Below are 23,510 nucleotides of genomic sequence, written 5' to 3'. Positions count from 1 at the left end.
AGACGTAAATTTTCCCGATAATGCTTCGCCAGGCATGGTCTCTGCCAAAGAATCGCCGCCTGACGACAGTCTGATGAATACGGCGCGTGCGATTCTGAAGTTCGTATCGCAAGCAGCCGGGAACAGGACGAACTTCGAGCGCGGCCGCGGTGGCCGCATTTCCATGGGGAATGAAATGGAAGAGTTTCACAAAGTCCGGCGTTTGCCGCCTTATGTTTTCGAACAGGTCAACCGTTTGAAAGCAAGCGCGCGAGCGGGCGGCGCCGATATCATCGATCTCGGTATGGGAAACCCTGACCTGCCGACCCCGAAAGCAATTGTCGACAAGCTCTGCGAAGTGGTCCAGGACCCGCGCACGCATCGCTATTCGTCCTCCAAGGGCATTCCCGGCCTTCGACGCGCGCAGGCCGCCTATTACGCCCGCCGCTTCGGCGTGAAGCTCAACCCGGATACGCAGGTCGTCGCGACCCTCGGTTCCAAGGAAGGCTTCGCCAACATGGCGCAGGCGATCACCGCGCCTGGTGACGTCATCCTCTGCCCGAACCCGACCTATCCGATCCACGCCTTCGGCTTCCTGATGGCAGGCGGCGTCATCCGTTCGATCCCGGTCGAGCCGGATGAGAATTTCTTCGCGCCGCTCGAGCGCGCCGTGCGCCACTCGATCCCGAAGCCGCTGGCGCTGATCCTGAACTATCCGTCGAACCCGACGGCCTTCGTCGCGACACTCGATTTCTACAAGGACGTCATCGCCTTCGCGAAGAAGCACGACATCATTGTGCTGTCCGACCTTGCCTATTCGGAAATCTACTTCGACGGCGAACCGCCGCCCTCCGTTCTGCAGGTTCCTGGTGCCATCGATGTCACGGTCGAATTCACCTCGATGTCGAAGACCTTCTCCATGCCCGGCTGGCGCATGGGCTTTGCCGTCGGCAACGAGCGCCTGATCGCAGCCCTGACGCGCGTGAAGTCCTACCTTGATTACGGCGCCTTCACGCCGATCCAGGTTGCAGCGACCCATGCGCTCAATGGCGACGGCTCCGACATCGCTGAGGTCCGCAACGTCTACAAGCGCCGCCGCGATGTGATGGTCGAGAGCTTCGGCAAGGCAGGCTTCGAAGTGCCGCCGCCGGCAGCCACGATGTTCGCCTGGGCGAAAATCCCGGAGAAGTTCCGTCACCTCGGTTCGCTGGAATTCTCCAAGCTGCTGGTCGAAAAGGCCGACGTTGCCGTCGCGCCAGGCATCGGCTTCGGCGAAATGGGCGATGATTACGTTCGTCTCGCACTCGTCGAGAACGAGCACCGCATCCGCCAGGCCGCGCGCAGCATCAAGAAATTCCTGTCGACGGCCGACGAGACGATGCACAACGTCATCTCTCTGAACGCACACCGCTGATAGACACCTCCCAATCGGCAGCCGCGGTCCGCGGCTGCCACTCATGAACATTCAGGATCGCTTCATGGCAGACGCCCTCAAAATCGGCATTGCGGGTCTTGGTACCGTCGGTGCCTCGCTCGTCCGTATCATCCAGAAGAAGAGCAACGAGCTTGCTGCCACCTGCGGGCGTCCGATTCACATTACGGCCGTGACGGCACGCGACAAGACCAAGGATCGCGGCATCAATCTCGATGGCATCACCTGGTACGATACGCCGGAAGAGCTGGCCGCCAAGGCCGATATCGAGGTTTTCGTCGAGCTCGTCGGCGGTGCCGAAGGCGCTGCCAAGGCATCCGTCAAGGCCGCTCTCGATCGTGGTCTCCATGTGGTGACGGCCAACAAGGCGCTGCTGGCCTATAACGGCGTCGAGTTCGCGAAAATCGCTGAAGAGAAGGGCTCGCTGCTCAACTTCGAGGCGGCTGTTGCGGGCGGTATCCCCGTCATCAAGGCGCTGCGCGAATCGCTGACCGGCAATTCGATCTCCCGCATCTACGGGATCATGAACGGCACCTGCAATTACATCCTCACCAAGATGGAGAAGGAAGGCCTGTCCTTCGCCGATTGCCTCGCCGAAGCCCAGCGTCTCGGCTATGCCGAAGCCGATCCGGCCTTCGACATCGAGGGCAACGACACGGCGCACAAGCTGTCGATCCTGACGACGCTGGCCTTCGGCAATCAGATCGCTGCCGACGACATCTATCTCGAAGGCATCACCAACATTTCGATCGAGGATATTCGCGCGGCTGCCGATCTCGGCTACCGTATCAAGCTCCTCGGCGTTGCACAGCGAACCGAAACCGGCATCGAGCAGCGCGTTCATCCGACGATGGTGCCTGTCGATTCCGTCATCGCCCAGGTCGATGGTGTTACCAATGCCGTGGCGATCGAATCCGATATTCTGGGCGAACTGCTGATGGTTGGCCCGGGTGCCGGCGGTAACGCCACCGCCTCGTCGGTTCTCGGCGACATCGCCGACATTGCCAAGAGCCAGCCGGGCGCCCAGCGCGTTCCCGTTCTCGGTCATCCGGCCAAGTCGCTGGAGCCCTATCGCAAGGCGCAGATGCAGAGCCACGAAGGCGGCTACTTCATCCGCCTGACGGTTCTCGACCGCACCGGCGTTTTTGCCAGCGTCGCCACCCGCATGGCCGAAAACCACATCTCGCTGGAATCGATCGTGCAGCGCTCGCAACAGCACCTGTCGCCGTCGCATCACCAGACGATCATTCTCGTCACCCATGCGACGACCGAGGATTCGGTTCGCAAGGCGGTTGCCGCGATCAAGGGCGAGGGCTATCTCGTCGGCGAACCGCAGGTCATCCGCATCGAGCGCCCCAAGGAAGACTGAGGGTAACGCCAGCCCGGGCGTTGCCACCGGCCTTAAGCCTGCATAAATGTGCTCATGGAATTTTTGCCGCCCCGTCACGGGGCGGTGACATTGTGGGGCATTGGCAAAATGGTGGATATAGCCGCTGATCCTGTACAGCGCGCGTTCCTCGGGGTGGAGAAATCCATTCTCGACAATCGCTGGATTTCGCGGCTCGACCAGGCCGGGCAAAACCGCGCGCTCGCCATGTCGCAAGTCCATGGCCTGCCGGATCTGATTGCCCGCGTGCTTGCCGGGCGGGGCGTTGCGGTCGATGAAGCCGTCGAGTTCCTCGATCCGACCATCCGCAACCTGATGCCCGATCCCTACAAGCTGACCGATTGCGAGACGGCGGCAAAGCGTTTGGCAGAAGCCATCCGGCGCGGTGAGAATGTTGCGATCTTCGGTGACTATGACGTCGACGGTGCCGCCTCATCGGCCCTGATGTACCGCTTCCTCGCCCATTTCGGCGTCAAGGCCGAGATCTACATTCCGGACCGCATTTTCGAAGGCTATGGACCGAATGCTGCCGCGATCAACCAGCTGATCGACAACGGCGCGAAACTCATCGTCACCGTCGATTGCGGATCGACCAGCCACGAGGCGCTCGACGCCGCCAAGGCGCGCAATATCGACGTCGTCGTCATCGATCACCATCAGGTGACACACGCGCTGCCGCATTGCCACGCGCTGGTGAACCCCAATCGCGAAGACGATCTTTCGGGGCAGGGACACCTCTGCGCCGCCGGCGTGGTCTTCCTGGTGCTGGTGGCCACGCTCCGATTGCTGCGCGAAGCCGGCGACAAGCGCATTCTGGCGATCGATCTCCTGCAGTGGCTCGATATCGTGGCGCTGGCGACGGTCTGCGATGTCGTCCCGTTGAAGGGCCTGAACCGCGCCTATGTCGTCAAGGGCCTCGTTGCCGCGCGTCACCAGAGCAATGCGGGTCTCGCCGCCCTGTTTCGCAAGGCCAGTCTCTCCGGCCCGGTCACGCCCTATCATTTCGGCTTTCTCGTCGGCCCCCGCATCAATGCTGGCGGCCGTATCGGCGACGCAGCCCTTGGCAGCCGCCTGCTGACGCTCGACGATGCCGGTGAGGCGGAGACGATCGCGCAGAAGCTCGACGAACTGAACCGTGACCGCCAGGTCATGGAAGCCGCCGTGCTGCAGGAGGCGGAGGCCGAGGCAATGGCGGAGTATGGCGACGGCCAGGGTGCTTCCGTCATCGTGACCGCTCGCGACAAGTGGCATCCGGGGATCGTCGGTCTTCTGGCCGCACGGCTGAAGGAGAAGTTCAAGCGCCCGGCCTTTGCCATCGCTTTCGATCCCTCAGGTCGCGGCACAGGATCCGGCCGCTCGATCAACGGCTTCGATATGGGACGTATGGTCCGCGCCGCTGTCGACGAGGGGTTGCTGATCAAGGGCGGCGGACATGCGATGGCCGCCGGCCTGACGGTCGAGCGGGAAAAGCTTGGCGCCCTGCGCAGCTTCTTCACCGAACGCGCCGAAAAGACCGTCGCCAATCTCGTCGCCAACGAAACGCTGAAGATCGATGGCGCGATCGGTGCCAGCGGCGCCACGCTCGATCTCATCGACCGGCTGGAAACTGCAGGCCCCTACGGCTCCGGCCATTCGCAACCGGTCTTCGCCATCCCCGCCCATCGCTTGCGCGATGTCAGGACGGTCGGCGAAAAGCACGTCAAGGTGACGCTGGAAGCCATGGACGGCGCCCGTCTCGATGGCATCGCCTTCCGCGCCGCCGATACCGCTCTCGGCAACCTGCTGCTCAATTCACGCGGCGCCAATCTGCATGTCGCAGGCTCGCTCGGCGCCGATCACTACCAGGGCTCGCGCCGCATTCAGCTGCGCGTTTCCGATGCAGCACCGGCGAAGTGAACCCTACCAGTCGGCTGAAAGCTTGGTGAGATATTGCCCATAGGCGCTCTTGCCGAGCTTTTCGGCAAGCTTTGCCAGATCGTCCTGGCTGATATAGCCCATGCGCCACGCCACTTCCTCAGGGCAGGCGATCTTGAAGCCCTGGCGCTTCTCCAGCGTACTGACGAAGGCGGCTGCGTCGAGCAGGCTATCGGGTGTGCCGGTATCAAGCCAGGCATAGCCACGGCCCATCAGTTCGACATAGAGTTCGCCGCGCTCCAGATAGGTGCGGTTGACATCGGTGATCTCCAATTCACCGCGCGGTGACGGCTTCAGATTGGCGGCGATATCGACGACCTGCTGGTCGTAGAAATAGAGGCCGGTGACAGCCCAGTTGGATTTCGGCAGCTTCGGCTTTTCCTCGATCGACAGCGCGTTCATCTTGCCGTCGAATTCGACGACGCCGTAACGCTCGGGATCGGTGACGTGATAGGCAAAGACCGTGGCGCCCTTGGTGCGCGCCGTCCCCGACTTCATGATCTCCGGCAGGCCGTGACCGAAATAGATGTTGTCGCCGAGAACCAGTGCGGAATTCTGGCCGTTGATGAAATCGGCACCGATGATGAAGGCCTGCGCCAGGCCATCGGGACTCGGCTGCACCGCATAGCTCAGAGAAATGCCCCATTGCGAGCCATCGCCGAGAAGCCGCTTGAAGGCCTCGACGTCATGCGGCGTGGTGATGATCAGTATGTCGTTGATCCCGGCCAGCATCAGCGTCGTCAGCGGGTAGTAGATCATCGGCTTGTCGTAGACAGGCATCAGCTGCTTCGACACCGCCTGGGTGATCGGATGAAGCCTGGTGCCGGTGCCGCCCGCTAGAATGATCCCCTTCATCTCAGTCTCCTCAAATCGCATTCTTCAAAATGGCTTTGACCGCAATTTCCGTGGAGCTCTTCCAGCCGGGCAAGCGGATGCCGTAGGTAGCAGCGAGTTTGTCGCCCGAAAGCCGCGAATTGGCGGGGCGCCTCGCGGGCGTCGGATATTCGGCAGTGGTGATGGGCGTAACCGTAGCGCTGTTGCCGCCGAGTGCTCGCGATTGCGCAAATATCTCGGTAGCGAAATCGGCCCAGGTGGCTTCGCCGGTCCCGGTCAGATGAAACGTGCCGCGCAGCGCGGGATCTGGATCGGCTTTCAAACGCGCCGCAATGGCGAGGATCGCATCGGCAATATCAAGCGCCGATGTCGGGCACCCCCGCTGATCGGCGACGACACGCAGCTCGTCGCGCGTTTCGGCAAGCCGCAGCATCGTCTTCACGAAATTGGCGCCGAAGGGCGAATAGACCCAGGCAGTACGCAGGATGACGTGATCGGTATTGCCCGCCGCCACCCGCAGCTCCCCTTCGAGCTTGGTGCTGCCATAGACCGAGATCGGACCGGTTGGATCGGTCTCGACATAGGGCGCAAGCTTCTCGCCAGAGAACACATAGTCGGTCGATAGATGGATGACGGGGATGCCAAGCTTGGCCGCCGCTTCGGATACGGCGCCGGCACCAGCTGCATTCACGGCAAAAGCTGATTCAGGCTCGCTCTCGGCCTTATCGACAGCCGTATAGGCCGCGGCTGAGACGATCACGTCGGGCTGTGCGGCTGCCAGAGCCGGCAGCACACTAGCGGGATTGGCAAGATCGAGCTCAGGACGGCCAATCGTGATAACCTCAATGCCTGAGGGTGCTGTTGCCAGAAGCGACCGAGCGACCTGACCTTCTCTACCCGTTACGGCGATGCGCATCGTCATCGTCCCTTGAAGACGCCAAGGCGTTCGCCGGAATAGACGTTGTCGCGCAGAGGGCGCCACCACCATTCATTGTCGAGATACCAGCGCACAGTTTTGTCGATGCCGCTGTCGAAATTCTCCGCAGCCTTCCAGCCGAGCTCCGTCTCCAGCTTTGTCGCGTCGATCGCGTAGCGAGCATCGTGGCCAGGCCGGTCGGTGACATTCGTGATCAGGCGCGAATGCGAGGCCTTGTCCGGAAACACGGTGTCGAGAATGGCGCAGATGCGCTCAACCACCTCGATATTGCGGCGCTCGTTGCGTCCGCCGACATTGTATTTTTCACCCGGGCGTCCGCGCGAGGCGATGGTGAAGAGCGCCCGCGCATGATCCTCGACATAGAGCCAGTCGCGGATATTGGCACCGTTGCCGTAGACCGGCAGCGCCTTGCCATCCAGCGCGTTGAGGATCATCAGCGGAATGAGCTTTTCCGGGAAGTGGTAGGGCCCGTAATTATTGGAGCAGTTGGAGACCACGACCGGTAGCCCGTAGGTCCGGTGCCAGGCGATCGCCAGATGGTCGCTCGCAGCCTTCGAGGCCGAATAGGGGGAGGAGGGGTCGTAGGCGGTCACCTCCTCGAACAGGCCCTGATCGCCGAGCGAACCATAGACCTCGTCCGTCGAGACATGCAGGAAGCGGAACGCCGCCTTCGGTCCCGCATCGAGGCCATCCCAGTAGTGTCGCGCAGCATCGAGGAGGCTGAAGGTGCCGACGATATTGGTCTGGATAAAATCGCCAGCACCGGAGATCGAGCGGTCGACATGGCTTTCAGCGGCCAGATGCATGAGGATGTCAGGGCGGAACGATGCGAAGGCTTCCTGCATCTTCGCCCGGTCGCAGATATCGGCCTGCAGAAAGCGGTAGTTGGCGGCATTCTCGACTGAGGAAAGCGAGGCAAGATTTCCGGCATAGGTCAGCTTGTCGATATTCAGCACCTCGGCACCGATCTCGCTCACCAGATGACGCACAAGCGCCGAACCGATAAAGCCTGCTCCCCCCGTTACGACGACACGCATTGCCGGAAATCCCCTGAATTACTGTGCTGAAAACTGAAAATGGCCTGGAATATCGGCAAGCTTCGGAAGCTTCCGGTCCTTGTCGGAAAGCACCGCATCCGCCTCCTGGACCGGCCACCGAATGCCGATATCAGGATCGTTCCACAGGACGCCGCGGTCGTGTTCGGGGCTGTAGGGCGCCGTCACCTTGTAGCTGATCACGCTGTTCGGCGCGAGCGTCACGAAGCCATGCGCAAAGCCCGCCGGCACCCAAAGCTGGGCACCGTTATAGGGCGTCAGTTCTTCGCCGAGCCACTGGCCGAAGGTCGGAGAGCCCTGGCGAATATCGACGACGACGTCGAGAATGGCGCCCTGAAGGCAGCGCACCAGTTTTCCCTGGGCGAAGGGTGGCGTCTGGAAATGCAGGCCGCGCAGCGTACCGGCTTGTGCCGAAAGCGACTCGTTATCCTGGACGAACGTGACGTTGGCGGCATTCTCGCGAAACCATCCGTCCTTGAAAACCTCGGAAAAATAGCCGCGGTGATCGCCATGCCGCGCCGGCGTGATCTTCAGGATACCCTCGATCGTCGTGGTCTCGATACGCATGGTCTTTTCTATCCGGCCTGCATCACGCTCATCAGCATATCCGCCTGCGACCGGCTTTGCATGGCTGCAAATCCATTGGCTGCGATGAGCTCGCGCTCCTCGTCATCGGCGATGAGCTCCTTGCAGCGCTCGACGAGATCCTCATAGAGTTCGACTGCCAGGCCGCCCATGAACGGCTCGAGATCCGGATCCTCGATATCGCCTTCGGTCAGAACGCAGACGCGGTTCGCCAGGAGATAGGAGATGCGGACGATCTCGAAGACGCCGCTTTCATAGTGGTGGATGTTGATGACGATCTTGGCGCGGGCGATCGCGGCGTCGCGCTCGGCACCGTAGACGTTGAACAGATGGACGACCTTCAGCCCTGCCTCGTGGAGAGCCATGAGGATGTCACGACGGCGATCGTTCATCGAGCCGTAGAACAGGACGTCGATATCCTTCACCGGCGCCCATTCGATCTGCGTCAGCACCTCGCTATAGCCGATTTCGAGGACACCAGCGTGATCGATGCCCTTGGCCGCCAGGTTCCGCCTGTTGCGCGGGCTGTAGTCGAGCACCGGAAAGGACTTGAGAACGGCGCTATAGCGCTCGTTCATCCATGTGCTGTCGTCTGATACCTGCTCGAGATTGACGATGACGCTGTCCTTCGGCAGATGCGCGGTGATCTCCGGCGGCAGCAGATTGCCGCCATAGACGATCGGCGAGCGGCCGGCAAATTCGCTCATCTCGCGCACGATCGGCGCCGAGCCACCAAGCTCCTCGAACGCACCTTGCAGCCCGAGCGCCACCTCGTCGAACGCATGGCTGTGATTGTAACCCTTGGGCGTGACGATCCAGATGCAGTGCCGGTCCTTGTGCGCATCCCAGCCGCCCTCGAACGCTTGCAAGCCCGAAAGATCTGACGCAACCGGTTCTGCGACAGAGAGCGGTGCCAGGGGCTGGCTCATCGCCTGCAAGGCGGCGGCATTCGGTGCGGGCAGCGATTGGTCGCCGGCGCTTGACGCGCTCGCCGGCCGCGACTTGCCCTTGGGGAAATTGCCACGCGGCGTCCAGTCGGGCGGGTCGTCGCCGGACCAGATCAGTTGCGGCTGCTTGACGATAGGCATCCGGCCTTCCTGCCAGAGTTCGAGCTTCGCCGGATCACGCGTTTGCAGGAACGCTTCCTTGCGGCCGTAGAGGCTGTGGAGCAGCTGGCCGGTCCGGATGCCGAACTTCCATTCGAAATCTTCGGCGGAGGGCACGAAGGCGGAGACTTTCATGCCGCTTGCCACCGCATGCGGGATATAGAGCCCAAGCAGCCGTTCGATCACGAAGGGCCGCATCGCGGCATTGCCGTCGCGGCTGTAATTCGCCGTGCCGCTATAGGCACGTCCGGCCGCCGTGCCGCGCGCCGCTTCCTGCTCTAGCGCCTGCAGGATATGTTCGCAAAAGGCGAAATAGCCGGACCAAAATTTCTGATTTCCGACGAAATAGTTGCAGAAGAAGAATGAGGTGCGGCCCTGTGGTGGCGCGATCGGATAGCCCATCTCCTTGAGATGGCCGAAAACCGGCTCCATACCGGGATGGCCGCCCATCATCGCATGTTCCCAGACGTTGCTGTAAACAGCCGCGTGGCCGATCAGCGGATTGTAGAGATAGGCATCGGCGCCGCCGGCACGCGCCTTTCTCGCTTCCGTGATGAAGGATTGCAGGCTGGAGACCGATTTGGTCTCGAACTTGCTGGAGAGCAGTCCCCAGAACACATCCGCCTGCAACCCGGCCTGCAGATGGTGCTCGTGCAGGATCCGGAAGAGTTCATATTCGCGCGTCGTCGATTGCGTGTTGAAGGAAATGTCGAAGGGCAGGGCAGCCGAATCGAGATTCGCCCGCTGCCTGGCGTCGAGATAAGGCTGGTAGACGATCACTGATCCAGATTGCTGCGCCTTTCCGGTCAATTGCTGAAGGCTCGGCAATCCCGCGGGCAGGGTGGTCGGAATCTGCTGGTTGATCGTCAAAGTCGCGTCCTTCGAATGCCGCCTCCGCTGGAAAGAGAGATTCCCGCGAGGCTATCCGGGCCGGACTATTGGCATTGAAGCTTGCGCCACCCTGTTGGATGCGCGGTGCATGCGACGGGCGGATATCGCTACGTCGAGTGTGTGTGTTTGCTTTAGCGTGAAGGTCCACGAAACTTAAAAACATTCTCTCAGAAATCGAGAGAGAAGTGGCACGCCCTAGGGGAGTCGAACCCCTCTTCCCAGAATGAAAATCTGGTGTCCTAACCGATAGACGAAGGGCGCTTCCTTCGTGGTGGCGCCCTTATAGTCAGCACCTTTCTGAGCCGCAAGCGGTAAAATGCGAAATTCCGTAGATTTTTTCTGAGCTTGTGGAAATAGCTTGCAGCAGGCGGCGAAGTCCCTGGAATACAGGGGATGCCGCGCCTCGCGGTAGGATCGGCAGAACGCGGTTTGCAGCCGCTGACCCAAAAAGATTGAAACGAATTCCGCCGGCACCGGTTTTCCAGATGTCACCACCTCAACAATGGAGACAGATATGAGCAAGACTGATGCAAAGGAAATCCAGAAGCGCGCCGAGCGCCAGGTCGAAAACACCAGCGGTGGCGGCCATCTCGGCGGAACCTATGTCGGCCAGCAACCCGACGGCAAGACCGCCTCGGTGAGCAGCAAGGAAGGTCCGAAGGCGAGAGCCAATGACGGTTAAGGAGAGAGCCCCGCTTCGGCGGGGCTTTCTTTGCCGGCCGCGCACCAAAGGATTCTAATCGCCATCCAACGATGACAATCCGCCGTCGCGAAGAATACTCGAAAAGCCAGTTTTTCTGGATGGAAACAGGAAGAAGCAGATCGCTCCGCAAGCGTCTCGATCATTGAAAATGAAAGAGAGAAGTGGCACGCCCTAGGGGAGTCGAACCCCTCTTCCCAGAATGAAAATCTGGTGTCCTAACCGATAGACGAAGGGCGCTTCCTTCGTGGTGGCGCCCTTATAGTCAGGGTCTTTGAATCCCGCAAGCGGGAAATTCGCATTTCCTTCAAAAAAATGACACGCCACGACCGGCGGGATTTTTTCGAGTTAAATCAACGCTCTGCGAAAACTCTTTCGAAGAGGGACGTCAGGTGACGTTGCGGCACGGCAAAAACCGTGACGTCCTTCAGATGGCGCGGGCGCTTGGCGGCGTGTTGCGCCGGGCGCCGCATCCCCAGTTCCAGTCGCGATTGTTTCCGGTGTCGAGATGGACCGAATCCGTGTGGCAATAGGTGCCGACACCGCCGCGGCCGGGAAGCGAGCGGATATAGCTGGCGATATCCCATTTCGAGACGCCGTCGATCTGGATGTCGGCGGCGTCGCAGCTCTTGTGCATCGATTCCTCGGCGCCGCCAACCTGACGATTGTGCTCCGGATCGCGGTAACCCGACGTGACGATCACCGGACGGCCGAAATGGGTCTCGACCGTCTTGATGACGTTCAGGAGGTTGGGCTTGAAACAGCTGACCTCGACATTGGCGTTCTGCACATGGATGCCATTCGGCGCCACGCGTGTCATGCCGGGCAGCGAGGCCTTCTGCAGGAGCCCGGAGAGGCTGCCGAGCAGGTTCTGCTTCGGCGCGGCATAAAGCGCGTTGGTGGAGGCGCCCTGCAGGCTGCCTGTTGCCAGCGACGCTGCCTGATAGGGCGCAACCTGGGTGCTGGTGGTATTCTGCGACGATTGTTGCGGCGGCAGAATTTCGCCCTGCGGCGCCTGTTGTCGCTGCTGTTGCTGTTGGGGCGTCCCGAAGACGCCGCCGCGCGACGTTGCAAATCCGCCCTGCACTGGTGCATACGCGTTTGCATCGGCCGGCTGGATGACCGTCGAGGTGCGGTTGTTCTGAGGCGGTGCGGGCTGCGCCGAGAAGATGCTCATTGCATTGGCATTGATGCGGGTCGATTGCATCGCCATGCCACCGATATTGGCGGGCTGCATCTGCGGTGCGCCGGGCGGCATGTTCGCGGCATTGGGATCCATCGCCGCTGTCTGCTGCTGGCCTCCGGCCGCTGCGACCATCGGGTCGCGATAGCCTGCCGTCTTGGCGCCGGGCTGGCCGGCGGGAGCGCTCGCCGCCTGCTGCGCGGCGGCCGGCGCGGGTGCAGCAGCTGCAGAATCAAGTGCCTTCTGGTCGGACACGCAGCCTGCAAGCGCAAGCGTCGAGACTGCGGCAAGAAGCAGGCACGGACGGGTTCGAAGATGGGGCAAGCGTAGGCTCTCCGGTCAAAACTGAAGCAGCCCGGCGCTAGCCCGACTGCAGGAATTGACCGGAAGGTGCCTGCGGCGGCTGGATGCGGCAAGTGCGAACCGGCGTCTCGGGCCGGAAATCGCAAAAGCCGCAAGCCTCACTAAAGCCTCGGCCTACCAGACGCCGGTATTGCCCATGGAAAGCCAGGGTTCGGCTGCCGGCAAGCTGCCATTCTTCTGCAGAATCTCGATCGAGATACCGTCCGGAGAGCGGACGAAGGCCATGCGGCCGTCGCGGGGCGGGCGGTTAATGGTGATTCCACTGTCCATCAGCTGCTGGCAGGTGGCGTAGATGTCATCCACCTCATAGGCGAGGTGACCAAAGTTGCGTCCACCGGTATAATCCTCCGTGTCCCAGTTATAGGTCAGCTCGAGGCAGGGGGCGCCATAGGCTTCAGCGTCGGAAATGTCGTTGGTGGCAGCAAGGAAAACGAGCGTGAAACGGCCCTTTTCGTTCTCCGAGCGACGGATTTCTTTCAGTCCGAACAATGTGCAGTAGAAATGCAGCGAGGCATCGAGGTCCTTCACGCGGACCATGCTATGGAGATAACGCATTCTATTTCCTTTCGAATGTTGGGTCATAACCCGGATAGGCGAGCGGACGTCAGCTTCGGGCAAGACATGACGCTAAAATCAGCAACTGGGAATAACCGAAAACAGGACTTGCGCTTATCCGTTACCAAGATGTTAATCTTGATTTCAAGAATCAGTTAACCGTAACAGTGTGACGCGTAATGAGGGGCTGGCGACATGGCTGATAGGATTTCATCGAAGGAGTTCATTGAGCTCGAAGAGCTATCGGGGGATAGCGTCGATCTCATTGAAATCACCGGTGTCGTTAAGTGGTTCGATGTCGCCAAGGGATTCGGTTTCATAGTCCCCGACAACGGCATGCAGGACGTGCTCCTTCATGTGACCTGTCTGCGCCGCGATGGCTATCAGACGATCCTTGAGGGCACCCGGATCGTCGCGCTGATCCAGCGCCGCGAACGTGGCTATCAAGCCTTCAAGATCCTCTCGATGGACCAGTCCACGGCAATCCATCCCTCGCAGCTGCCGCCGGTGCGCACCCATGTGCAGGTCATCGCGACGAGCGGCCTGGAGCGGGCTCTGGTGAAGTGGTTCAACCGCACCAAGGGCTTCGGCTTCCTGACGCGCGGCGAAGGCACGGAAGATATCTTCGTCCATATGGAAACGCTGCGCCGCTTCGGCCTCACCGAGCTGCGCCCCGGCCAGGTCGTGCTGGTGCGCTTCGGGCCCGGTGACAAGGGTCTGATGGCCGCCGAGATTCACCCGGATATGCCGAGCCCGGCAAGCCGTGCACACTGATGTTCAGGATTGATGAGAATGCATAGAATCAAAGGCGCCTTATTGGCGCTTTTTTTCATTGTGGCAGCACCTGCTTTTGCCCAGCAGCAACAGCAGATGGTCTTCGACAAGGAGCCGCTGGCCGTGCAAACGGCCTCCGGCAAGATGCTGAACTTCACCGTCGAGATCGCCTCGACGAACGAGCAGCGTCAGTATGGGTTGATGTATCGCAAGGAAATGCCTGAGAATGCCGGAATGCTGTTTGATTTCGGGCAGTCGCGCCGGGTGACCATGTGGATGGAGAACACCGTCCTGCCGCTCGATATGCTGTTCATCGACAGCAAGGGCGTCATCCGTCACATCAAGGAAAATGCCGTGCCCTTTTCGGAGGACATCATCGATTCGATGGGCGAGGTGAAATACGTCGTTGAGCTGAACGCCGGCACAGTCAAGAAGCTCGGCATCAAGACTGGCGACAAGGCCGCCAGCGCGACGATCACGAAAAAATAAGGGGAAGTTACTGCTTCTTCTTTGCAGCCTGCGCCTGGGTCACCGCAGCCTGACGCATGCGTTCCATGAAGCGCGCCATCTTCGCCTTGACCGAACCATAGGTGCCAAGCTCGAAATTGCAGCTGTAGCAGCTGATGATGTCGTTATCGAGCGGCTGCGGGCGCGGGAAATTCATCCGGGTCTTGCCGCATTTGGGGCAGGGGATTTCGACTTGCATAACCGGCTCCCATACCAGCGGACGACCGCCTGCTTACCGTAGAAATCTAGGGAAAAATGGTCGGAGTGGAGAGATTCGAACTCCCGACCCTCTGGTCCCAAACCAGATGCGCTACCAGACTGCGCTACACTCCGTGTGAGGGGGCAATACACGCTTCGCCGGGGGGCCGCAATATCAAAAACGCGTTTGTCCCATCCTTAAATGCGGCTTTTGCATTCAGGATAGTGTCAGGAAGCCTCTCCATGGTCGCCCGGATTTTAAGATGGGCGGCCAGAGGCTTGAGTCGGATGGTCCGCCCGGCGCGGAGCGAACCTGACAGCATGGCCATGACACTGAAGACGGCGCGGATGCGCCCCAAGATCGGCAGCATCACGCTCGCCGTCATCGTTTCGCTCTATATTCTCGCTGTTGCCAATTACACGTTCTGGAGCCGGGCCTATGTCTATTTCGACGGCCACCGGCTGGCTTTCGCCGGATTCGTTGTCGGCATGATCGCGCTGACCGTGGCGATCGCCGTCACCGTTTCGGTCAAATATCTCATAAAGCCGGTGCTGATTCTGCTGTTGCTGGCGGCTGTCGCGGCCGCCTGGTTCACAGACAGGTTCGGCGTCATCATCGACCGTGAGATGATCCGCAATGCCGCCGTCACGACGCAGTCGGAAGCGCAGCACCTGATCACCACGAAATTCATTCTCTATATGCTGCTGGCCGGCGTCCTGCCGTCGCTGTTCATCTCTGCCGTGCGTGTCGTCCACCGGCCGTTCCCCAGCAAGTTTCTGCACAATATGGCGGTGATCGTGCCCTGCATCACAGTCATCGCGGTGATCGGCATGGGCTTCTATCCGACCTATGCCGCCGTCGGCCGCATCCATCGCGATCTGATGATGACCATCAATCCGCATTTTCCGCTGGGCAGCGCGGTCTATTTCACCGCGACCTATGGCGACAATCTCAATCTCGTGCGTCAGCCGATCGGCACGGACGCGCACCAGATCCCCGCGGCTTCCCCGGCCAAGCCGCGTGTGCTGATCATCGTTGCCGGAGAGACGGCCCGCGGGCAGGACTTTTCGCTCGGCGGCTATGGCCGCGATACCAATCCGGAGATGAAGGCGCGCGGCGTCACCTTCTTCCCCGATGTCACCAGTTGTGGCACGGAGACGGCCGTCTCCATTCCTTGCATGTTCTCGGTCTATAAGCGGACGGAATACAGCTACCGCAAGGGGCTGGTCACCGATAACCTGATCGATGTTCTCGGCCACGCCAAGGTCGGCGTCGAATGGTGGGACAACGATACCGGCATGTACGGCGTCGCCGACCGCATCAAGTACAAGTATCTGCCTGACAGCCGCGATCCGCGGTTCTGCAAGGACGGCGAGTGCCTGGACACCATCCTGCTCGACAAACTCGATGACTGGCTTTCCAGCGTCAAGGGCGACAGCGTGCTTGTGCTGCACCAGCTGGGGAGCCACGGCCCGGCCTATTATCTGCGCTATTCCGACAGCGCCCGGCGCTTTACCCCCGATTGCCGCGCCGCCGATTTCGCCACCTGCAAGCCGGAAGAAATCACCAACGCCTATGACAACACCGTTGTCATGACCGACCAGGTGCTGGCCGCGGTGATCGACAAGCTGAAGGCGCATCAGGCCGCGCTGGCCGGTTCGATGATCTATCTCTCCGACCACGGCGAATCGCTGGGCGAAAACGGCATCTATCTGCATGGCGCGCCCTATTTCATCGCGCCGAAGGAGCAGACGCATGTGCCGATGGCGCTGTGGCTGTCGGATGATTTCGCCAGCGAGACGCGGCTCGACACCGCCTGCATTGCCGCTCGCGCCAAGCTGCCTGCCTCGCACGATAACCTCTTCCACAGCGTTCTCGGCCTGATGGAGGTGGAAACCAGCGTCCGCGATGCGTCGCTCGACCTTATCTCCCCCTGCCGGCGGCCCACGGACAAGCTTGCCGCCAAGTAAGCAGCGGCAGTTGGGTGCGGCTCGGCTTTTTTCTTGAAACCGCAGGGATTCGCGGATAAGCAAAATTCATCTCTTTGCGTTAGATAGAGCGGAGGGAACCGTGCTGGTGACGGCGCGGCAGTTTGAAATTCCAGCGGATGTTGTCCGCGTATCCGGAGGCGAATGCAGCGATGTCTGCCAAGATCTACCGTCCAGCCAAGACCGCCATGCAGTCCGGCAAGGCCAAGACGCATCTCTGGGTGCTCGAGTTCGATCAGGAGCAGCCGCGCAAGATCGATCCGATCATGGGCTACACCTCTTCGGGCGACATGCGCCAGCAGGTCAAGCTGACCTTCGAAAGCCAGGAACTGGCCGAAGCCTATGCCAAGCGCAACGGCATCGAATACCGGGTGCTGCAGCCCAAGGATCCGATCCGCCAGACTGTCGCCTATCCGGATAATTTCCGTTATACCCGCACACAGCCCTGGACGCACTGAGTGTCCGTGTATGCCGCGTTTCGCCGCTATCGCTGGATAGCGGCCGGATGGCCCCTTAGCTCAGCTGGATAGAGCACCTGCCTTCTAAGCAGGTGGTCGCAGGTTCGAATCCTGCAGGGGTCGCCAATTCTTTTTTCCGAAAATTTTGAACGCAAAAGCGGCGCCTTGGTGCCCCTGCCGAGGAATTGAACCTGGATCGGCTGCTAACGGCGCAGCTGCTCTGACGTTGAGCTACGAGGGGCGTGAGGCATTGTATGCCTCCGGCGTGCCGCGGCTTCAACGCGTTCTTCGCCGGACGGTTAGCCGGTAAGCTTAATGCACATGATGCCGAAGGCATGATGATTGAAAAAGGCCCGGTGATGAACCGGGCCTTTTCTCGCTTACTGCGGGGTGTTGCCACCGGCTGCGGGCGGCGTAGCCGGGGCCGGAGTAGCGTTTGTATCGGCCGGTGCCATCGGCTTTACGGGAGCCGGTGCCGGTGCTGCCGGTTCCGATTGCGTCGATGCCGTCGTCTGCGGGTCGGTAGTCGGCGTGCCGTTCCACTCCGTATAGGCAAAGGCCGCGACGGCGACCACGGCGATCGCTGCCACCCAGCCGACCCAGGCGTTGGATTTTTCAGCGCGGACAGGGGTGGCGCGGTAGTCGGGAGTGCCCGCCGGATCCAGCGGACGGTTCGGGTCATTCAGGTTGTTCGGGTCGTATGTCATTGTCTCTTCTCCTCTTCACATGGGAGGGAAACTGACATTCACGCTTATTTGTTCCCGAGGCGGTCATTGCTGTTGCCGCTGTCCGGCCCGTGACTGCATCGCAGAGCCGTTCCATGCGGCAAGGGACGAGAGCAGGAGCGCCACCGGAAACGCAGGCCTGTTTGCCGGAATCAATCGTTCCAGCGGAAGATCGGGCGATAGACGCGATTGGCGATCATCAGGCTGCGGTCCGGCCGGATGATGTAGGTTTCCTCGACCTCGCGGCCGCGATTGTCGACGAAGGTGTGCGGAAACTGCGAGCCGATCGGCGACTTGGTCAGCTTCGTCCGGGGTTGGCCGTTATAGGTGATGCTGCCCGGGATCGGTGCCAGGCCTGGGCCGGAGATATCGCCGGTCGCCGTGCAGCCGGAAAGAACAGCACCCGCGATGATCGCTGCGGCAAGAGAGAGTTTCATCGGGCTGCTCCGTCGGTTGTTTGTTATCTCAGGCAATTAGGCTTTCGCTCGCTCTTGTCTATGGCCGGTATCACAGCGATTCGCCAACCGCCGCCTGTTGACGAAGAAGTGTATGCTTCCGGCACGCTTTGGCCGGATCTTTGCTTCGCGGTAACCGTGGCTCATTCTTGCGTGAAACAATGCTAATATTACTGCGTTCGCTTTTCATGGACCTGACCGCGATGGCCAAGTCCACGGACCGGCCAACGGCCGTGTCCAAGGACCGGGCTGGAGGCCCGGTCCATTTGATCGAAGGTGCGCGCGTTCCGTCGATTTTCGGCTGCCGGTGATCCGGCATTGAGAAAACGGAGGAATATCATGACTTACGCTCATTCGAGGACCGCGATCGCCGTCCTTGCATCCGCCTGCTCGATTTTCGTCATGCCGGTCAGTTCTGTGCACGCTCTCGATATCTCCATCGGCGGCAGCAACGGCGTCAATGCCAGTGTCGGCCTCGGCTCCGGAAGTTCCGGCGGCGTTGGCGCCAATGTCGGCGCTTCCGTCGGTGGCTCCGGTGGCGTCAATGCGAATACCAACGCAACGGTCGGCGGGTCCGGCGGTCTCGTTGATGCCGATGTGAAAGCCAGCGTCGGCGGCAGCAATGGCGTGAATGCGGCGGTCGGCGCCAATGCGGGCGGCAGTGGCAACCTCGCAGACGTCGATGCCGGCGTATCGGCTGGCGGCAGCAGTGGTGTGAACGCCAATGCCGGCGCAACTGTCGGCGGCAGCAATGGTAATATCCTCGATACGGATGTCACCGCGTCGATCGGCGGGTCGAACGGCATCAACGCCAATGTGGGCGCAAATATCGGCAATGGCGCAGGCGCCAATCTCGGCCTTGGTATCGGCGGCGGCTCGTCCGGTGGTGGTGCATCTGGTGGCGGCAGTGGAAGCGGGATGACGCCGAGTGCGGTGACCCGCGAATTCAGCAGGATGGATGCCAGTGATCAGAGGAAGATGCTGGTTCGCTGCCGCGACATTGCCTCTGGTGGCTATGATGCCGGGCTGACCGGTCTCTGCAAGATGCTGCGGACGCTGGCATCCCGCTAAAGCCGCAAACAAAAAAGCCGCCGGATCGCTCCGGCGGCTTTTTCTGATCTGTTATCCGCTTAATGCAGGATCTGGCTGAGGAACAGCTTGGTGCGCTCGTGCTGCGGATTGTCGAAGAATTCGGCCGGCGAATTCTGCTCGACGATCTGGCCCTGGTCCATAAAGATGACGCGGTTGGCGACCTGGCGGGCAAAGCCCATTTCGTGGGTGACGCAGAGCATGGTCATGCCCTCTTCGGCCAGACCGACCATCGTATCCAGCACTTCCTTGATCATTTCAGGATCGAGCGCCGAGGTCGGCTCATCGAACAGCATGATCTTCGGGTTCATGCAGAGCGAACGGGCGATTGCCACGCGCTGCTGCTGGCCACCGGAGAGCTGGCCTGGATACTTGTTTGCCTGTTCCGGAATCTTGACGCGCTTCAGGAAGTGCATGGCGACTTCTTCCGCCTGCTTCTTCGGCATCTTGCGCACCCAGATCGGCGCCAGCGTGCAGTTTTCCAGGATCGTCAGATGCGGGAAGAGGTTGAAGTGCTGGAACACCATCCCGACTTCGCGGCGCACTTCGTCGATCTTCTTGAGGTCGTTCGTGAGTTCGGTGCCATCGACGACGATCTGACCCTTCTGGTGCTCTTCCAGACGGTTGATGCAGCGGATCATCGTCGACTTGCCGGAGCCCGACGGGCCGGCGATGACGATGCGCTCGCCGCGCATGACCTTCAGGTTGATGTCGCGCAGAACGTGGAAATCGCCATACCACTTGTTCATGTTGACGATATCGACGGCGACCTCGGTCGTGGAGACGGTGAGCTTCTTGGTTTGAGCTTCAGCCATATTTGTTACCCTCAATTCTTATCGTTTGTGGCCGGTGTCGAGATGGCGTTCCATGAACACCGAATAGCGAGACATGCCGAAGCAGAAAATCCAGAAGACAAAACCCGCAAAGATCAGACCTGTCAACGGTGTTACGGCTGATGCCCAGTTGCCGTCGGAGAAGTTCAGACGGACGATGCCGAGCAGGTCGAACATGCTGATGATCGAGACCAGCGAGGTATCTTTGAACATGCCGATGAACGTATTGACGATGCCGGGGATGACGAGCTTGATCGCCTGAGGCAGCACGATCAGGCGCATCTTCTGCCAATAGCCCAATCCAAGCGAATCCGCGCCTTCGTACTGGCCCTTCGGAATGGCCTGCAGACCGCCGCGGATGACCTCTGCCATATAGGCCGACGCGAAGATCGACACGCCGATCACGGCGCGCAGCAGCTTGTCGACGTTCCAGCCCTGCGGCAGGAACAGCGGCAACATGACGCTGGCCATGAACAGGACGGTGATCAGCGGAATGCCGCGGATGACTTCGATGAAGATGACGCAGACCATCTTCACGACAGGCATCTTCGAGCGGCGCCCGAGCGCCAGGATGATGCCGAAGGGCAGGGAGACCGCGATGCCGACGAAGGAGACGACGAGCGTCACCAGAAGGCCGCCCCAGAGCGGGGTTTCGACGACTTCGAGACCGAGACCGCCATACAGCAGCCAGAGCGAAACGAGCGGCAGCGCCACGAAGAGCAGCAGCGCGTTCAGCCCTTTGCGCGGCATCGACGGCATCAGCATCGGCACCAGAAGGGCGGCGAACATGATGAAAACAAGCGTCGGACGCCAGCGGTCGCTGAGCGGGTAGCGGCCATAGACGAACTGGTCGAGCTTGGCGTTGACGAAGGCCCAGCAGGCGCCGCTCCAGCCATCGGGCTGCGTGCCGCCCTGAACGGTGGTGGCGCAGAAGGTGCGGTCCGTACCGGTCCAGACGGCCTGGATGAACAGCCAGTTGATCATGTGCGGCAGCACCCAGGCGAGAACTGCGATGGCGATCACCGTCAGGATGATGTCCTTCGGCGTCGCCAGCAGGTTGCGCCTGATCCAGGCGATTGCGCCGCGTTCGCTGGATGGAGCCGGTTCCGGCTGCAGCATGGCGTTGCGGACGAAAGAAATGTTGGAACCCGACATCTTATCTCTCCACCAGTGCCATTTTGCCGTTGAACCAGTTCATGAATAGCGACGTCAGAATGCTGAGGGTGAGGTAGACGGCAATCCAGATGACCACGACTTCGATCGACTGGCCGGTCTGGTTGAGCGTCGTACCGCCGACGGCAACGAGATCCGAGAAGCCGACGGCGATTGCCAGCGATGAGTTCTTGGTCAGGTTGAGATACTGGCTGGTAAGTGGCGGGATGATGATGCGGAAGGCCTGCGGCACCACGACGAGGCGGGTGACGGAGGATGGATGCAGGCCGAGTGCGCCTGCCGCTTCCGACTGTCCCTTCGGCACGCCCCGGATACCGGCACGCACGATTTCGGCGATGAAGGCCGCGGTGTAGAAGGACAGCGCCAGGAACAGCGACATGAATTCCGGCCCGACGACGGAGCCGCCGGTCAGATTGAACTTGCCTGCGACAGGAACGTCGAAGGTCATCGGCAGACCCGCCGCCAGGAAGGCCAGGATCGGCAGGCCGGCGATCAGCCCGATCGACACCCAGATCGTATGGAACTGCTTGCCCGTTGCCGCCTGGCGCTTATGCGCCCAGCGGGCGATGATCACGGTGGCGACGATGCCGATCACCAAGGCTGCGAGGACAGCCCACATGCCGGTATCGAAGATCGGCTTCGGGAAGGCGAGGCCACGGTTGTTCAGGAACATGCTGAACGGCAGATGCACGGATTCGCGCGGCTGCGGCAGCACGGCCAGAACTCCGGAATACCAGAAGAAGATGACGAGCAGCGGCGGGATGTTGCGGAACACCTCGACATAGACGGTGCACAGCTTGGCGATCAGCCAGTTGTGCGACAGGCGCCCGATGCCGACGATAAAGCCGATGATCGTCGCGGTGATGATGCCGGTGACGGCAACGAGAATGGTGTTCAGGATGCCGACGACGAGCGCGCGGCCATATGTCGAATCGCTCGAATACGGGATCAGCGACTGGCCGATCTCGAAGCCGGCGCGTCCGTTGAGAAATGCGAAGCCAGATGCCGTATTGCTGCGCTGCAGGTTGAGCGCGGTGTTGTGAGCGACCCATGCCACGAACAGCACCAGCAGAAGTACGGTCAGAACCTGGAAAAAGATGCCCCTGAATTTGGGGTCGTAAAGTGCCGACTGGAGCGTCCAGCGGCTCTCCGGCAAAGGTGTAGTGTGCACAGCCTCTTGCGTCATGCCGAGCCTAATCCCCTATGCGCCCGTTTTTGGGCTTTTTTTCTTTGAAGATGGAAAGGCAGTTTCCCGCCTTTCCGGCATTCTTGTCGAAAGCTTAGCGAACCGGTGGAGCGTACTGGATGCCGCCCTTGTTCCACAATGCGTTCAGGCCGCGTGCGATCTTCAGCGGGCTGCCCTGACCGACGTTGCGTTCGAAGACTTCGCCGTAGTTACCGACGCCCTTGATGATGTTGTAGGCCCACTCGTTGGTCAGGCCGAGGTCGGTACCGATCTTGGTATCGGCTTCGGTGCCGAGGAAGCGCTTGATATCCGGGTTCGGCGAGTTCTTCATCTCGTCGACATTTGCCTGGGTGATGCCGAATTCTTCAGCGTTCACGAGGGCGTAAGCCGTCCACGAAACGATATCGAACCACTGGTCGTCGCCCTGGCGCACTGCCGGGCCGAGCGGCTCCTTGGAAATGATCTCCGGAAGGATCATGTGCTCGTCGGGGTTCTTCAGCGTCAGACGCAGCGAGTAGAGGCCGGACTGGTCGGTCGTGTAGACGTCGCAACGGCCGGAATCATAGGCAGCGTTGACTTCTTCGAGCTTCTCGAAAACGACCGGATTGTACTGAAGATTGTTGGACTTGAAGTAGTCGGCGAGGTTGAGCTCGGTCGTGGTGCCGGACTGTACGCAGACAGCGGCGCCAGAGAGTTCGAGAGCCGACTTCACGTTCAGGCTCTTGCGAACCATGAAGCCCTGACCGTCGTAATAGGTGACCGGACGGAAGTTGAAGCCGAGAGCGGTGTCGCGGTTGATCGTCCAGGTGGTGTTGCGCGAGAGAACGTCGACTTCGCCCGACTGCAGGGCCGGGAAGCGGTCTTTGGCGGACAGAGGCGTGTACTTGACCTTGGTCGGGTCGCCGAAGACGGCGGAAGCGACGGCCTTGCAGAAATCAACGTCGAAGCCGGCCCAGTTGCCGGATGCGTCAGGCTGCGCGAAACCCAGGAGGCCCGAGTTGACGCCGCACTGAACGAAGCCCTTTGCCTTCACGTCTTCAAGAGTGGTTGCCGAGGCCGCATGGGCGCCAAGAGCGAAAACTGCTGCGCCGACGGCGGCGGACAGGAGCTTAATCTTCATTTTTCCCAACCTTTTATCTGTTGTCTTATGTTTTTGTGGGAGGAGAGGCGAAGAAAACCCTGTCCCCCCAATTTCTCGACAC

At 60.7% G+C, this 23,510-nt stretch carries 23 protein-coding genes and 5 tRNA genes; 10 read left to right on the top strand and 18 right to left on the bottom strand.

Annotation, left to right across the window (positions count from 1 at the left end; translation table 11 throughout):
* The first annotated feature begins 175 nt into the window (after positions 1-175).
* The 3 genes from AB4Z25_RS05090 (at position 176) to recJ (ending at position 4,694) form a co-directional block, all read left to right on the top strand.
* Positions 176-1,393: an LL-diaminopimelate aminotransferase gene (locus AB4Z25_RS05090; protein WP_112388164.1), complete on the top strand. Its 1,218-nt coding sequence runs from the start codon at positions 176-178 to the stop codon at positions 1,391-1,393.
* A 64-nt stretch (positions 1,394-1,457) separates the two neighbouring features.
* Positions 1,458-2,780, top strand: a complete 1,323-nt coding sequence (locus tag AB4Z25_RS05085; protein ID WP_112388165.1) for a homoserine dehydrogenase — start codon at positions 1,458-1,460, stop codon at positions 2,778-2,780.
* A 108-nt stretch (positions 2,781-2,888) separates the two neighbouring features.
* Complete coding sequence (gene recJ, locus AB4Z25_RS05080) at positions 2,889-4,694, top strand: single-stranded-DNA-specific exonuclease RecJ (RefSeq protein WP_442207887.1); 1,806 nt, start codon at positions 2,889-2,891, stop codon at positions 4,692-4,694.
* Positions 4,695-4,697: 3 nt separating this feature from the next.
* Here recJ and rfbA read toward each other — a convergent pair whose 3' ends face one another.
* From rfbA to AB4Z25_RS05050, 6 genes are all read right to left on the bottom strand, one after another.
* Positions 4,698-5,567, bottom strand: coding sequence for a glucose-1-phosphate thymidylyltransferase RfbA (gene rfbA / locus AB4Z25_RS05075; protein WP_112539632.1), 870 nt, complete (start codon positions 5,565-5,567; stop codon positions 4,698-4,700).
* Positions 5,568-5,577: 10 nt separating this feature from the next.
* Entirely contained in the window at positions 5,578-6,462 is an 885-nt protein-coding gene (rfbD, locus tag AB4Z25_RS05070; RefSeq protein ID WP_112539811.1) for a dTDP-4-dehydrorhamnose reductase, read from the bottom strand.
* Between the two features lie 2 nt (positions 6,463-6,464).
* Entirely contained in the window at positions 6,465-7,520 is a 1,056-nt protein-coding gene (gene rfbB, locus AB4Z25_RS05065) for a dTDP-glucose 4,6-dehydratase (protein ID WP_112539630.1), read from the bottom strand.
* An 18-nt stretch (positions 7,521-7,538) separates the two neighbouring features.
* Positions 7,539-8,105 carry a dTDP-4-dehydrorhamnose 3,5-epimerase gene (gene rfbC, locus AB4Z25_RS05060; RefSeq protein WP_112539628.1) on the bottom strand — a complete coding sequence of 189 codons (567 nt, stop codon included), beginning with the start codon at positions 8,103-8,105 and terminating at the stop codon, positions 7,539-7,541.
* Between the two features lie 8 nt (positions 8,106-8,113).
* Positions 8,114-10,099: a glycosyltransferase gene (locus AB4Z25_RS05055; protein WP_112539626.1), complete on the bottom strand. Its 1,986-nt coding sequence runs from the start codon at positions 10,097-10,099 to the stop codon at positions 8,114-8,116.
* A 207-nt stretch (positions 10,100-10,306) separates the two neighbouring features.
* A tRNA-Glu gene (locus AB4Z25_RS05050) sits at positions 10,307-10,381 on the bottom strand.
* Between the two features lie 253 nt (positions 10,382-10,634).
* Between AB4Z25_RS05050 and AB4Z25_RS05045 the strand changes: the two genes are divergently transcribed.
* A complete protein-coding gene (locus AB4Z25_RS05045) occupies positions 10,635-10,802 on the top strand; it encodes a hypothetical protein (RefSeq protein ID WP_442207886.1) in 168 nt (55 codons plus the stop codon).
* Positions 10,803-10,985: 183 nt separating this feature from the next.
* Here the strand turns inward: AB4Z25_RS05045 and AB4Z25_RS05040 are convergent.
* The 3 genes from AB4Z25_RS05040 to AB4Z25_RS05030 form a co-directional block, all read right to left on the bottom strand.
* Positions 10,986-11,060 (bottom strand) — tRNA-Glu (locus tag AB4Z25_RS05040).
* A 187-nt stretch (positions 11,061-11,247) separates the two neighbouring features.
* Positions 11,248-12,327, bottom strand: coding sequence for a YcbK family protein (locus AB4Z25_RS05035; RefSeq protein ID WP_442207885.1), 1,080 nt, complete (start codon positions 12,325-12,327; stop codon positions 11,248-11,250).
* Between the two features lie 153 nt (positions 12,328-12,480).
* Positions 12,481-12,921 (bottom strand): VOC family protein, encoded by a 441-nt coding sequence (locus AB4Z25_RS05030; protein WP_442207884.1) that lies wholly within the window; start codon positions 12,919-12,921, stop codon positions 12,481-12,483.
* A 195-nt stretch (positions 12,922-13,116) separates the two neighbouring features.
* Here AB4Z25_RS05030 and AB4Z25_RS05025 point away from each other — a divergent pair, with 195 nt between their 5' ends.
* Positions 13,117-13,695, top strand: coding sequence for a cold-shock protein (locus AB4Z25_RS05025; protein WP_442207883.1), 579 nt, complete (start codon positions 13,117-13,119; stop codon positions 13,693-13,695).
* 12 nt (positions 13,696-13,707) lie between these two features.
* On the top strand, positions 13,708-14,184 hold the full coding sequence (locus AB4Z25_RS05020; RefSeq protein ID WP_112539620.1) for a DUF192 domain-containing protein: 477 nt from the start codon (positions 13,708-13,710) through the stop codon (positions 14,182-14,184).
* Between the two features lie 7 nt (positions 14,185-14,191).
* Here the strand turns inward: AB4Z25_RS05020 and AB4Z25_RS05015 are convergent, their stop codons facing one another.
* On the bottom strand, positions 14,192-14,401 hold the full coding sequence (locus tag AB4Z25_RS05015; RefSeq protein ID WP_148194348.1) for a hypothetical protein: 210 nt from the start codon (positions 14,399-14,401) through the stop codon (positions 14,192-14,194).
* A 57-nt stretch (positions 14,402-14,458) separates the two neighbouring features.
* Positions 14,459-14,535: transfer RNA gene (locus AB4Z25_RS05010), tRNA-Pro, on the bottom strand.
* Positions 14,536-14,727: 192 nt separating this feature from the next.
* Between AB4Z25_RS05010 and AB4Z25_RS05005 the strand changes: the two genes are divergently transcribed.
* From AB4Z25_RS05005 to AB4Z25_RS04995, 3 genes are all read left to right on the top strand, one after another.
* The gene (locus tag AB4Z25_RS05005) at positions 14,728-16,371 is read left to right on the top strand and encodes a phosphoethanolamine transferase (RefSeq protein WP_442207903.1); all 1,644 of its coding nucleotides are present in this window, start codon (positions 14,728-14,730) and stop codon (positions 16,369-16,371) included.
* 170 nt (positions 16,372-16,541) lie between these two features.
* On the top strand, positions 16,542-16,847 hold the full coding sequence (locus AB4Z25_RS05000) for an ETC complex I subunit (RefSeq protein WP_112388167.1): 306 nt from the start codon (positions 16,542-16,544) through the stop codon (positions 16,845-16,847).
* A 49-nt stretch (positions 16,848-16,896) separates the two neighbouring features.
* A tRNA-Arg gene (locus tag AB4Z25_RS04995) sits at positions 16,897-16,973 on the top strand.
* 40 nt (positions 16,974-17,013) lie between these two features.
* On the opposite strand, the gene AB4Z25_RS04990 is transcribed toward AB4Z25_RS04995, so the two are convergent.
* The 3 genes from AB4Z25_RS04990 to AB4Z25_RS04980 form a co-directional block, all read right to left on the bottom strand.
* Positions 17,014-17,089, bottom strand: a tRNA-Thr gene (locus AB4Z25_RS04990).
* Between the two features lie 138 nt (positions 17,090-17,227).
* Positions 17,228-17,554 carry a hypothetical protein gene (locus AB4Z25_RS04985; protein ID WP_112388083.1) on the bottom strand — a complete coding sequence of 109 codons (327 nt, stop codon included), beginning with the start codon at positions 17,552-17,554 and terminating at the stop codon, positions 17,228-17,230.
* A 170-nt stretch (positions 17,555-17,724) separates the two neighbouring features.
* Positions 17,725-18,009 (bottom strand): hypothetical protein, encoded by a 285-nt coding sequence (locus AB4Z25_RS04980; RefSeq protein WP_112388084.1) that lies wholly within the window; start codon positions 18,007-18,009, stop codon positions 17,725-17,727.
* A 357-nt stretch (positions 18,010-18,366) separates the two neighbouring features.
* On the opposite strand from AB4Z25_RS04980, the gene AB4Z25_RS04975 reads away from it, so the two are divergent.
* Positions 18,367-19,098 (top strand): hypothetical protein, encoded by a 732-nt coding sequence (locus tag AB4Z25_RS04975; protein ID WP_112539575.1) that lies wholly within the window; start codon positions 18,367-18,369, stop codon positions 19,096-19,098.
* A 59-nt stretch (positions 19,099-19,157) separates the two neighbouring features.
* Here the strand turns inward: AB4Z25_RS04975 and AB4Z25_RS04970 are convergent, their stop codons facing one another.
* From AB4Z25_RS04970 to AB4Z25_RS04955, 4 genes are all read right to left on the bottom strand, one after another.
* Positions 19,158-19,931 (bottom strand): amino acid ABC transporter ATP-binding protein, encoded by a 774-nt coding sequence (locus tag AB4Z25_RS04970; RefSeq protein ID WP_112388086.1) that lies wholly within the window; start codon positions 19,929-19,931, stop codon positions 19,158-19,160.
* 18 nt (positions 19,932-19,949) lie between these two features.
* Positions 19,950-21,104 carry an amino acid ABC transporter permease gene (locus tag AB4Z25_RS04965; RefSeq protein ID WP_112388087.1) on the bottom strand — a complete coding sequence of 385 codons (1,155 nt, stop codon included), beginning with the start codon at positions 21,102-21,104 and terminating at the stop codon, positions 19,950-19,952.
* Position 21,105: 1 nt separating this feature from the next.
* Positions 21,106-22,308, bottom strand: coding sequence for an amino acid ABC transporter permease (locus AB4Z25_RS04960; RefSeq protein WP_112539574.1), 1,203 nt, complete (start codon positions 22,306-22,308; stop codon positions 21,106-21,108).
* Positions 22,309-22,402: 94 nt separating this feature from the next.
* Positions 22,403-23,428, bottom strand: coding sequence for an amino acid ABC transporter substrate-binding protein (locus AB4Z25_RS04955; RefSeq protein ID WP_112388089.1), 1,026 nt, complete (start codon positions 23,426-23,428; stop codon positions 22,403-22,405).
* Between the last annotated feature and the right edge of the window lie 82 nt (positions 23,429-23,510).

The organism is Rhizobium sp. RAF36 (genome assembly GCF_052114105.1).
GTDB lineage: Bacteria > Pseudomonadota > Alphaproteobacteria > Rhizobiales > Rhizobiaceae > Rhizobium.
This window is presented reverse-complemented; position numbering and strand designations above follow the sequence as displayed.

Excerpts from the sequence above, each read along its gene's own strand:
- AB4Z25_RS05025 (WP_442207883.1), top strand. The coding sequence starts at position 13,117 with ATGGCTGATAGGATTTCATCGAAGGAGTTCATTGAGCTCGAAGAGCTA.
- AB4Z25_RS04980 (WP_112388084.1), bottom strand. The coding sequence starts at position 18,009 with ATGAAACTCTCTCTTGCCGCAGCGATCATCGCGGGTGCTGTTCTTTCC.
- AB4Z25_RS04985 (WP_112388083.1), bottom strand. The coding sequence starts at position 17,554 with ATGACATACGACCCGAACAACCTGAATGACCCGAACCGTCCGCTGGAT.
- AB4Z25_RS04955 (WP_112388089.1), bottom strand. The coding sequence starts at position 23,428 with ATGAAGATTAAGCTCCTGTCCGCCGCCGTCGGCGCAGCAGTTTTCGCT.
- recJ (WP_442207887.1), top strand. The coding sequence starts at position 2,889 with ATGGTGGATATAGCCGCTGATCCTGTACAGCGCGCGTTCCTCGGGGTG.
- rfbD (WP_112539811.1), bottom strand. The coding sequence starts at position 6,462 with ATGCGCATCGCCGTAACGGGTAGAGAAGGTCAGGTCGCTCGGTCGCTT.
- AB4Z25_RS05030 (WP_442207884.1), bottom strand. The coding sequence starts at position 12,921 with ATGCGTTATCTCCATAGCATGGTCCGCGTGAAGGACCTCGATGCCTCG.
- rfbC (WP_112539628.1), bottom strand. The coding sequence starts at position 8,105 with ATGCGTATCGAGACCACGACGATCGAGGGTATCCTGAAGATCACGCCG.
- rfbB (WP_112539630.1), bottom strand. The coding sequence starts at position 7,520 with ATGCGTGTCGTCGTAACGGGGGGAGCAGGCTTTATCGGTTCGGCGCTT.
- AB4Z25_RS04975 (WP_112539575.1), top strand. The coding sequence starts at position 18,367 with ATGACTTACGCTCATTCGAGGACCGCGATCGCCGTCCTTGCATCCGCC.
- AB4Z25_RS05000 (WP_112388167.1), top strand. The coding sequence starts at position 16,542 with ATGTCTGCCAAGATCTACCGTCCAGCCAAGACCGCCATGCAGTCCGGC.
- AB4Z25_RS05085 (WP_112388165.1), top strand. The coding sequence starts at position 1,458 with ATGGCAGACGCCCTCAAAATCGGCATTGCGGGTCTTGGTACCGTCGGT.
- AB4Z25_RS05045 (WP_442207886.1), top strand. The coding sequence starts at position 10,635 with ATGAGCAAGACTGATGCAAAGGAAATCCAGAAGCGCGCCGAGCGCCAG.
- AB4Z25_RS05090 (WP_112388164.1), top strand. The coding sequence starts at position 176 with ATGGAAGAGTTTCACAAAGTCCGGCGTTTGCCGCCTTATGTTTTCGAA.
- AB4Z25_RS04960 (WP_112539574.1), bottom strand. The coding sequence starts at position 22,308 with ATGACGCAAGAGGCTGTGCACACTACACCTTTGCCGGAGAGCCGCTGG.
- rfbA (WP_112539632.1), bottom strand. The coding sequence starts at position 5,567 with ATGAAGGGGATCATTCTAGCGGGCGGCACCGGCACCAGGCTTCATCCG.
- AB4Z25_RS05005 (WP_442207903.1), top strand. The coding sequence starts at position 14,728 with ATGACACTGAAGACGGCGCGGATGCGCCCCAAGATCGGCAGCATCACG.
- AB4Z25_RS05015 (WP_148194348.1), bottom strand. The coding sequence starts at position 14,401 with ATGCAAGTCGAAATCCCCTGCCCCAAATGCGGCAAGACCCGGATGAAT.
- AB4Z25_RS05020 (WP_112539620.1), top strand. The coding sequence starts at position 13,708 with ATGAGAATGCATAGAATCAAAGGCGCCTTATTGGCGCTTTTTTTCATT.
- AB4Z25_RS04970 (WP_112388086.1), bottom strand. The coding sequence starts at position 19,931 with ATGGCTGAAGCTCAAACCAAGAAGCTCACCGTCTCCACGACCGAGGTC.
- AB4Z25_RS04965 (WP_112388087.1), bottom strand. The coding sequence starts at position 21,104 with ATGTCGGGTTCCAACATTTCTTTCGTCCGCAACGCCATGCTGCAGCCG.